This window comes from Pseudonocardia sp. ICBG1142 (assembly GCF_020496255.1).
Taxonomy (GTDB): Bacteria; Actinomycetota; Actinomycetes; order Mycobacteriales; family Pseudonocardiaceae; genus Pseudonocardia.
Genome location: NZ_JAHLJC010000037.1, coordinates 40,289 through 49,849, shown reverse-complemented (window position 1 = coordinate 49,849; position 9,561 = coordinate 40,289). Strand labels below are relative to the sequence as shown.

At 67.8% G+C, this 9,561-nt stretch carries 5 protein-coding genes and 2 pseudogenes; 4 read left to right on the top strand and 3 right to left on the bottom strand.

Going from position 1 to position 9,561, the window contains the following annotated elements:
- Positions 1–191 precede the first annotated feature (191 nt).
- A pseudogene (locus KPL59_RS33545) lies at positions 192–1,440 on the bottom strand (IS3 family transposase); the annotation flags it as partial.
- A gap of 70 nt (positions 1,441–1,510) precedes the next feature.
- On the opposite strand from KPL59_RS33545, the pseudogene KPL59_RS38010 reads away from it, so the two are divergent.
- From KPL59_RS38010 to KPL59_RS33535, 3 genes and pseudogenes are all read left to right on the top strand, one after another.
- A pseudogene (locus KPL59_RS38010) lies at positions 1,511–1,751 on the top strand (Tn3 family transposase); the annotation flags it as partial.
- A 269-nt stretch (positions 1,752–2,020) separates the two neighbouring features.
- Positions 2,021–3,334, top strand: a complete 1,314-nt coding sequence (locus tag KPL59_RS33540) for a hypothetical protein (protein WP_226360826.1) — start codon at positions 2,021–2,023, stop codon at positions 3,332–3,334.
- A gap of 384 nt (positions 3,335–3,718) precedes the next feature.
- A complete protein-coding gene (locus KPL59_RS33535; protein WP_226360825.1) occupies positions 3,719–4,363 on the top strand; it encodes a hypothetical protein in 645 nt (214 codons plus the stop codon).
- Between the two features lie 528 nt (positions 4,364–4,891).
- On the opposite strand, the gene KPL59_RS33530 is transcribed toward KPL59_RS33535, so the two are convergent.
- Positions 4,892–5,797, bottom strand: a complete 906-nt coding sequence (locus tag KPL59_RS33530) for a tripartite tricarboxylate transporter substrate binding protein (protein WP_226363212.1) — start codon at positions 5,795–5,797, stop codon at positions 4,892–4,894.
- 308 nt (positions 5,798–6,105) lie between these two features.
- Between KPL59_RS33530 and KPL59_RS33525 the strand changes: the two genes are divergently transcribed.
- Positions 6,106–6,870, top strand: coding sequence for a transposase (locus KPL59_RS33525; RefSeq protein ID WP_226359944.1), 765 nt, complete (start codon positions 6,106–6,108; stop codon positions 6,868–6,870).
- A gap of 252 nt (positions 6,871–7,122) precedes the next feature.
- Here KPL59_RS33525 and KPL59_RS33520 read toward each other — a convergent pair whose 3' ends face one another.
- On the bottom strand, positions 7,123–7,677 hold the full coding sequence (locus KPL59_RS33520; protein ID WP_226363216.1) for an IS5 family transposase: 555 nt from the start codon (positions 7,675–7,677) through the stop codon (positions 7,123–7,125).
- Between the last annotated feature and the right edge of the window lie 1,884 nt (positions 7,678–9,561).

The window sequence follows — 9,561 nt, the reverse complement described above, 5'->3', positions numbered from 1 at the left end:
CAAGCTCACGGATCCGCGTCACCTCGGCCGTGGTCACACCCGGTTCGATACCCTCCTGATATCGGCCCTTGACCCGTCCGTAGCGACTCCACCCGCAACCGATCTGGTCCGCGACTCGCGCGATCGTCCCCCGCGTCGTGCCGAGCTCGGGCCTTGATCGCGGATCTTGGACACGGTGTCGGACGCGGCGCGGCTGTGGCTGTGACGGTAGCCGGGAGTGTCTGTTCGTAGGTGTTCGGGGACAGGTGCCGGCAGTAGGAGTGTCGTCGTCGGGTGTTGTAGCGGGTCAGCCACCTGAAGACCTGCCGTCGGCAGGTGGCCGCGTCGGGCCAGCAGGTGCTGTCCTGGAGGACCTCGCGTTTGACGGTGGCGTTGAACGACTCGGCCAGGGCGTTGTCCGCCGACGATCCGACCGCGTCCATGGAACGGGTCACTCCGAGCCGGTCGCAGAGTTCGGCGTAGGCACTCGAGGTGTAGACCGCTCCGCTGGTGGTCGCTGGAAGACCGCCCCGCGTAGCGACCACGGGCCCGTTCCGCGGCGTGGAGTGCGTCGCTGACCAGGTCGGTGCGCATGTGATCAGCGAGGGCCCAGCCGGCGAGTTTGCGGGAGCAGCAGTCGATCACCGTGGCCAGATACAGGTTCGTCCCGCCTGCGAGGGGCAGGTAGGTGATGTCACCGACGTAGACCTGGTTCGGTGCTGGGGCGGTGAAATCCCGCCTGAGCAGGTCGGGCACCGTCTGCCGGGACTGCTCGACGATCGTGGTGTGCACCCGGCGCCGGCTGCGGTAGCCGGCGATCCCGGCCGCACGCATCACCCGCGCGACGCGTTTGTGGTTGACCCTGTCCCCGGCTGCGGCGCCGTCGTTGAGCTCGGTCGTGGCCCGCGGTGCACCGATGGTGTTCTCGGCGTCATGGATCGTCCGGATCCGCGCCACCAACACCGCATCACGGGCGGCCCGACGCGCCCGGGCCGGAGCGGCCGCCAACCAGGCGTAGAACGACGACCTCGAGACGTGCACGAGCTCGCACAACCGCTTCACGAAGGCTGCCGGTGGTCAGCGACGGACTGGAAGCGGGTCACCAGCGCGTCTCCCGCGAAATACTTGGCCGCCCGCTGCAGGATCTCCCGCTCGGCAGTCAGCTTCTTCTCGCTGATCTCGAGTTCACGGACCCGAGTCGAGACGGGCGATCTTCTGCCCCGGGGCCTCCCCGTCCAAGCCCGACCCCGGCGTGGTGCGCATGGTCTGTACCGGGCTGGGGCAGCTACTGCCATCAGCTGCGGTCTTGTTCCCCGTGCCGTGGATCGTGAGCCAGTCCCGCAACGTGCCCCGCGCGATACCCAGGTCGTCGGCGATACCACGGACCGTGGCACCCGGGATGGACTCATACAGATCAACAGCCTGCCGACGGAACTCGTCGGTGAAACTCTTCCTGGCCATGATCGCTGGATCATCTCGCTTCCCCAGCAGTGCTGGATTCAGCGTGTCCAAGATCCGGGGTCAAGCCCCATGGGGCCTCACGCTCGTGACCAACGCCGTGGTCACGTGGACGACCGAGTACTACGGCCTGGCCGTCGAGCAGATGCGCGGCCGGACGCCGGATCGACGACGAGGTCCTGGCCCACATCTCCCCGGCCCACTCGGAGAACATCAACTTCTTCGGCGCCATCGAGGTCGACATCGAAGGCGAGCTCGCCCAGCTCGGCCCCACCGGATACCGGCCACTACGAGTGCGCGACACCCTGTTCTGAACAGCTTTCCGTCCCTCTCGCCGCGACTCTGCGTCATCGAGCCGGCCTCACTCATCCGGCTGCTGCCACACCACCCCCGCCACACTGCGCTCACCGCGATCACCGCTGGTCAGACCCACTGTCGTTGTTCGTGAACACCACCCATGACCATCGCCATCGAACAAGTCGTGGTCGCTTCCACCGATGCGGCTGAGACACGCGATAATCTTGCGTTATCTGACCTATCCCGCGGACGCGGGCGCAGGTCCATGTCCAGGGAAGGGGCCCGGATGAGCGGGGAGAAGGCCGTCGACGCCCGCCCGGGCGGCGAACTGGGCCCTGTTGCGGGCGCCTCGACCGAGCCCGACCCCCGGCCCGACACTGAGCTCGATACCGCGGTGCTGCCCGGCGGGGTCGCGGCCGCCGCGGCCCGGGCGGCCTCCCTCGCGGCGCTGGCCGCCTGCGCCGACGCCCACGCGGTCGCCGCGCGGGCTCCGCGCACCCGGCTCGCCTACGCGGGGGACTGGGCGCACTTCGCCCGCTGGTGCGCCGCAGCGGGGCTGGAGTCCCTGCCGGCGGCGGTGGACACCGTGCGGCTCTACCTGGCCGACCTCGAGGCCACCCGCACCCCGGGCGGGGAGGCGGTGTTCTCCCCGGCCACGATGGGCCGGCGTCTGGCCGCGATCGCCGCTGTCCACCACGACGCCGGCCACCGGTCCCCGACCCGGGACCCGGCGGTCGGGGCGGTGCTGACCGGCATCAAGCGGGCCCGGGCCCACGCCACACATCAGATGCGCCCGCTCCTGCTGGAGGACCTGCGCACCGTGCTCGCGGACATGGAGTTCGGGACGTGGCCGGCCGGGTTGATCGGCGCCCGCGACGCCGCCGTGCTGCTGATCGGGTTCACCGGAGCGCTGCGCCGCAGCGAGCTCGCCGCCCTCACCGTCGCCGACGTGTCCTTCCACCCGGTCGACGGGCTGCACGTGCGCATCGCCCGGTCCAAGACCGACCAGACCGGGCGTGGCGCCACCGTTGTGCTGCCCTACGGCGCCCGGGCGGGTACCTGCCCGCCGTGCGCGGTGCTGCGCTGGATGGGGCTGCTCGCCGCCGCTCCGAACGGTCGCCCGGCCCTGATGCGCGACGTCCTGGCCACCCCATCCTGGCCCGACCTGGACCACCTGTTCGGCCACCCCGAACCCACCCCTGTCAGCGCTGACGGCGTCGGCGCCTGCTCACCGATCGAGACCGGCGCCGCGGAGCCTCCCAAACGGACAGCCCAGCCGTTCCGAGCTCCCGTGCCCGCGCTGGCCGGTCACACACCGCTGCTGCGGGCGATCCGTCGCGGCGGATCGCTCTCCGACACCCCGATGACCGGCGACGCCCTGCACGCCATGGCACGCCGACGCGCCGAGGCCGCGGGCCTGCCGGGACCGATGGGGTTCCACTCGCTGCGCGCCGGGTTCGTCACCACCGCACGACGCAACGGCGCCGACCACCGCTCCGTACGCCGTCAGACCCGCCACAGCAGCGACGCCATGATCGAGACCTACGACCGCGACCACGCCCCCCTCGTCGGCAACGCCGTGACCCGGCTGGGCTTGTGAACGATGACTCCGGCTCCTGAGGATGGCCTTCGATCAGTTACCGATCGCTCACTTCCGTCGAATCCACCCCCGTTGACCGCCGCAGAACCGCCCTGGGACGCCGCCGGGACCGGCTACCGCCGAGAGTGGGTGCTGTTCTGTGACTACGCCGCCGCGACCGGGCAACCGGCACTACCGACCACAGTGCCCACCCTGACCGGGTTCTTCACCGCACTACCCGCCCGCCCAGCCACCCAAGCACGGCGGGTCCGCGCGATCGCCGGCGCCCACCGCCGAAGCGGACACCTGCTCCCACGCCCAGAGACCGGACCCGCCGCGCCGCCGCTCTCGCAGCCGCGGCCGCGTCCGGCAACCGGTCGTACCGACAGCCCTGACCCAGGCCAGATGATCACCGCCTGCCCAACCCGGGGTTGGCCCCACGGGCTCCACGGCCGCCGCGACGCCTTCCTGGTCGTCGCCACCGTGGTCTTGAACCTGCCCCAGACACGCGTACGGGACCTCGTTCCCGCCGCAGTCACCGTCGACGTCGACCGGGTGCGGGTCGGTGAACAGCCCGTGCCCGCCGACGTCGACCCGCGTCGTTGCCCGACCTGCGCCGTCGTGCGCTGGCTGGACATCCTCGGCGCCCTCGACGGCCTGGGCCGCGGATCGACCCGCATGAACCTCACCAGCGCCCACGCCCCGACCGCCACCGACCCACACCGCCACGAGTGCCGGACCCCGCAACGGTGGCGCGCCGCCGCCACACTCCTGCCGGCCATCGACCGCTACGGCTGGCACACCGACTACCGCCCCATCACCACGCGCACCATCCGTACCCGACTCGCCCTGGCCACCACCCGCGCAACACAGCAGAACGAGCACGACACCCCGGCTCCCCGCCCGCCGGACGCGACCGCACCCACCTCGACTGCCGCGGCCCAAGAAGCCCCCAGCCTGGACGAGGTCCTCACCCTCCTCGACCGCATCGCCGACGACGCCGACGCACTCAACGACCAGATCATCACCCTGCTCAACAGAAACCCATGACCCTCCCGCAAACTCCAAGATCAGAAACCCACCCAGCCATATCCGCCCGAAATTTCCCGGATACTACGGCGACCCCAACAGGCGCGGGCGACGGTGCCGGGCGGGGCGGTGGTTCAGACACAGGAGCCGAGGCCGGCGCCGGGGCGGGGCCGGCCACCACGTCGGTGACCGCGCCCCCCGCCGCGCCGACCGCGTCCACAGCCTTGTGCCCCGCATCGGTCAGACCACCCAGGACACCCACCGCGCCCTCCCCCCACGGGCCCTCGACCGCGGGCTCCAGCTCCGCAGCCGACGCAGAGGCGAGCAAGACCGGCGTCACCGCGGTCCCACCGAGCATCGCCCCCGCCGCCAACACCGCGAACACCGACCGACGCGCCACCCCCGCTACCAGCGACGACGAGACCCAGGACGAAGGACTACTAATATATAACAAGTAGCTTACCTTTACCGAGCCGATCGGTGGGTATGTGGCGAGGCTGCCGAAGGCCCCGGATCGGTCGAGAGGGCTCGTCGACTCGACGACGTTCGTCAGGCGACTCCGAGTCCACCGAGGACCCGACGAACGCGCGCAGCTTCTGTATTCAGGAAGGCATGGAATTGTGCTGCAGATAGATGCGCGTCCTGCCAATTATTCTCGGCGAGGTGCTGCTTCCACTGCGGCGTGGCGACCAGGGATGCGATCACTCCCTCCAGGGCGGCGCGCTGGGTCAAAGACAGGCCAGGTGGGGCTATCAGGCCGCGCCAGTTGAACAGTTCGATATTAATCCCGAACTCATGCGTGGTAGGAATATCCAAGCCAGCTACTCGCTCATAGGCCGCGACTGCTAGTGCCCGGAATTCTCCCGTTCGGAGCTGGTGGGCGAACTCACCGACACCAGCGACGGCGAACGTGACTTTGTTGTTGAGTAGCGACCCCATTAAGCGCCCCCGACCGTCGTGAGCGATGTAGTTGACCGACTTCGGAATCAGTCCGACGTACTCGGCAATCAGCATCGGCGCCAAATGATCAGGGCCCCCCGGCGCTGAACCGCCACCCACGAGAACCGTGGAGGGGTGGGCTTTCCAGTCTCTGACCAGATCCCCAAGATCGCGATATACAGAGTTCGCAGGTACGAGAATGGCCTCGGGCTCGCTCACAAGCCGGGCGATCGAAGCAGTCTCACCCAGCAACGAATCAGCTTGGTTGGCGATCACCCCGCCGAGGAGTCCGAGTCCCATACTCGCCAACAGGCGATCGTTACCGCCCTCGGTGATGAGGTGATGAAGACCCGTCACACCGGCATCGCCGACGACGTTGAAGACCTCGACACCACGAGTCAGCCCAGTAGCATCGAGCACCTCGCCTACGACATGAGCCGTCATATCATAGCCGCTGCCCGGCGAGTTGGGGACAAGTAACCGCAGATCCCGCATCCGGCCATCAGCCAGCTCCATCAGCGGCCGCGCCCCGAGCGCCGCACCGCCGGTCGCAGCAATCCCGAGCCCGCCCCCCCCCCGAGGCGACGCCGCGTCAGGGGCGTTCCCCACACGTCCGAAGTAGACCGAGAAGACATCTACGCACACATTCCCGCACAGGCCGAAGGACGGCTTCGGTCAGTTTTTTCACCCATCTCGGCGAGCCTAGAGGCTTATTCAGGCCCCGTGAAATAACGATCTAGCCCGGCGTGTCGGGTTGGGCGACAGCCCGTCCATCGCGAATATTGGTTTGCCGAATCAATCCGAGATGAACGGGCTGCCGCAGTATGTACTATACCACTGGTTTCCGGCGTGATGAAATTCAGGATCTTGTCGCTATAGTGTATGAGCAGGATCAGCGGGACGCGACGGAGGCACGTTTGTCTTGGCCGCCGGTTCTGGGGTTGTTCTGGTCGGTGGTGATCACGTTGGCGTATCTGCGCGGGAATCGTGTGCAGTGGGAGTTGGCGGAAACCTATGGGGTGTCGCAGTCGACGGTTAGTCGAGCGATCACGGGGGTGACACCGTTGCTGGCACAGGCGCTGCGGAGTGTCGTTCCGACGGCAGAGGAGCTTCGTGCCGATCGGCAGTACATCATCGATGGAACCTTGCTGCCCTGCTGGTCATGGGCCGCGGTGCCGGGTCTGTGGTCGGGCAAGCATCGCACCACCGGCGTCGTCGTCCAGGTCGCAGCCACCCTGGAAGGGCAGCTGTCGTGGATCTCCGACCCGACCCCAGGCTCCCGACACGACCTATATTGCCTCGACCAATCCGGCGCCCTCGACCACCTCGCCACATACCCCCCGATCGGCGATAAAGGATACATCGGGCGCGGCATGCTCACCCCGTTCAAAAAACCACCCGGCCGGGAACTTCTCGACTGGCAAAAAACATTCAACAAGAGCCTCAACCACACACGCGCCACCATCGAACGAGTCATCGCCCATATCAAAACGTGGAAAGTTCTCCACACAGACTACCGGCGGCCCTACGCCACATTTAAAACGACAATCTCGGCAGTCATCGGACTCATCTTCTACACACTTACCTGACGGAGCCTGAATAAGCCTCCTGATCACTACCGCAGCCTACCTATCCGGGATATATGTGGGCAACTGGGTGAGCCTGTCCGAAGCCAAGGACCTCAGGCGGGGATGCTCACAACCCTAAGTAACGCTCCGGTGTCCAGTGTCCCCGTGGCCGAGACGGCCGCGACGGCACCGCGTGCTGCCCGGCACGGGACGCGCAGGCGTCGGTGCCATGTCTGACGTGAAGCCAGTTGAGCACCGCTCGAGTCTTCGGCTCTAGGGTGTGTCTCCCAAAGCCCGTAGCCAGGTGACGATCATCTTCAGCATTATTCCGCCGCGGTAGGTCAGAGCGAGCTTGTCGTAACGGGTAGCGAGGCCACGCCACTGCTTGACCTCGCAGAATCCGCGTTCGACGACGTTGCGGCTGCGGTAGTCGACCCGATCGAACACCGGTGGTCGCCCGCCGAGGGAGCCGCGTCGCTTCTGGTGTCCTTGTTGGTCAGCCGGTTCGGGGATGACCGCGGCGATCCCGCGTTCACGTAGATGCCGGCGGATGGTGCGGGAGGAGTAGGCCTTGTCGCCGCGGACCCGATCCGGGCGGGGCCGCGGCCAGCCCGGTCCGACCCGGTCGATGCACAGATGACTCATCAGATGCCCGAACATCGGGGCGTCGCCGGCCTGGCCGGGGCCGACGAGCACGACCAGCGGGCGGCCGTGGCCGTCAACGAGCTGGTGGATCTTCGTGGACAGTCCGCCGCGGGAGCGGCCCAAGGCGTGATCGGGCGGCTCGGCGTGCAGATTGTTGTAGTTCGATCCGGCCCCCTGTGTCACGAGTGAGGGTCGCGGCGTGTTGGTGGGCACGGATGATCGTCGAGTCGACCGACACCGCCCAGTGTGTGTCGGGTTTGCTGTCGGGTTGTTTGACACTCTGTCTGCGGGGCATGGGTCAGATCCAGACGACGCGCAACCCGCACGACATCACTTGTGAACTCAGACGGGTACTTCCTCGGCACAGCGACATCCTCTCAGCGGGACCCACGCCCCGCAGACAGAGTGTCAAACAACCCGACAGCAAACCCCTTGGCAGGCCGACCAGTGCGGTGGAGGCACACGCAAAGTTCTCACCAGCGGTTTCGGCCATTAACCGCCCCGTCTGGGGCGGCCGGCGGCCCGAAGCGCCCAGATGAGGGCGCACTGGCCTGCGCACCAAATCGGGGGCTGCAGCTGGTCTCACGAGCTTCCCGGACTTGCCGCAGATGCTCGCTTAGCGCCTCGCGGGCAGCCTGCCGCGCACCCCGCCCGGCCGGCCGGTCAAGCAGCATTCGATCGAATTCCACCCCCCGTGCGCTACCACGATGATGAAGCCTGTCGGGCACTGGTCCAGCGGTGCTGCGCATGCGCCCGATCTGGACTGCGCGGATCTCGTGCAGCCTGTTTCGCCAGGGCCTCAGTCGTGCCCCCATGACCCGCAGTGGGTCGCGGGCGTCGGTGGTGACCGGTCCACGGGGCTGGTCGGGCCGGTCAGGGTGATGCTCGAGGGCGTGCCGAAGGCCGGCGACGGTGGCGCCGGCCTCCCACCACGGCTTGAGCAGAGCCCGGGCACGCCAAATCTCGATCTTGTGTCCTTTTCGGCCTCCTAGGCTGAGAAGCGTGATCAGGGTGAGAGTTGCTTGGTGCCTGGCACCGGGGTTGTCGGGGACGTCGTAGGGGTGCCATTTGTGTGGGGAGCTGTTGTGTGGCCGTCTGCCGCCTGACAAGGGCTTAGTAGTCAGGTGAGTAGTGGGGAGGTCGCCACTTTCATCCACAGTGGTCTGACCTGGCTCAACTTGGTGCTGCAGGGGAGCGGAGTCGGAGGCAACCGGTAGCTCGGGCAGGGGACTGTGGGTGACCAGGGCGTAGGTGGGGGTACGACCGGCCTCGGTGCCGAGGAACTCTGCGCTCGCGCCGGGTTCGACCACGACGAGTAGGCCGCGGTCTCGGGCCCACGCCAGGACTCGGGAGACGGTGCGCTCGGCTCGGTCACCAGCAGCGCCCAGGCGTTGTGTGGTGAGTCCAGTGATCAGGCCGGTCTCCCAGTCCATATGGCACACCAGCCGCCGCAGGATCGCAGACCAACTGCGCCGCTTGTCTGAGCGCCACTCCTCGTCGTCGACCAGGCGAGCCACGTAATCGAGGGCCTCGCACTGGTCGAGCAGGACCCGGTACTCGTGGTCGATGAAGTTGCGCCAGCCCGGGTGCGGGATGAACCCGGCGCGGTGTCGCGCTCGGGCTCTGGCGACACCGCGTGCCAGCGCCCGTCTGCTGGGCGGCAGAGCTCCGCTCGGCCGGCCAGGGCCGTTGGTCGGTCCGGTGCGGGCGCGGGCGGCCCGGCCGCGAGGGGTACGTCGTGGCGCAGCCGCGGCACGGATGCCGAAGGTGTCGGTTGCTGGCTGAGTAGTGAGTGGGAGCTGGTGGAGCAGGCAGAGCTGGGAGGGGCCGGAGGCCAGGGCGAAGGCGCCGTGCTCGTAGCACAGAGTGCAGAACCCGGTGCCCGCTGCTGGTGAGCGGTCGGATTCTGAGCATGACGAACTTACCCCGTGTCTGTGGTGGTTGGCTTCCGGCCCAGGATGTATCCTGGACACGCGAAAGCGCCCCTTCTTCGCAGGTGGGGGATCGACCCCGGTTCGCCGGGGTTACGGCATCAGGCGGGTGCAGGTCCGACTTGATGCGAGAGCG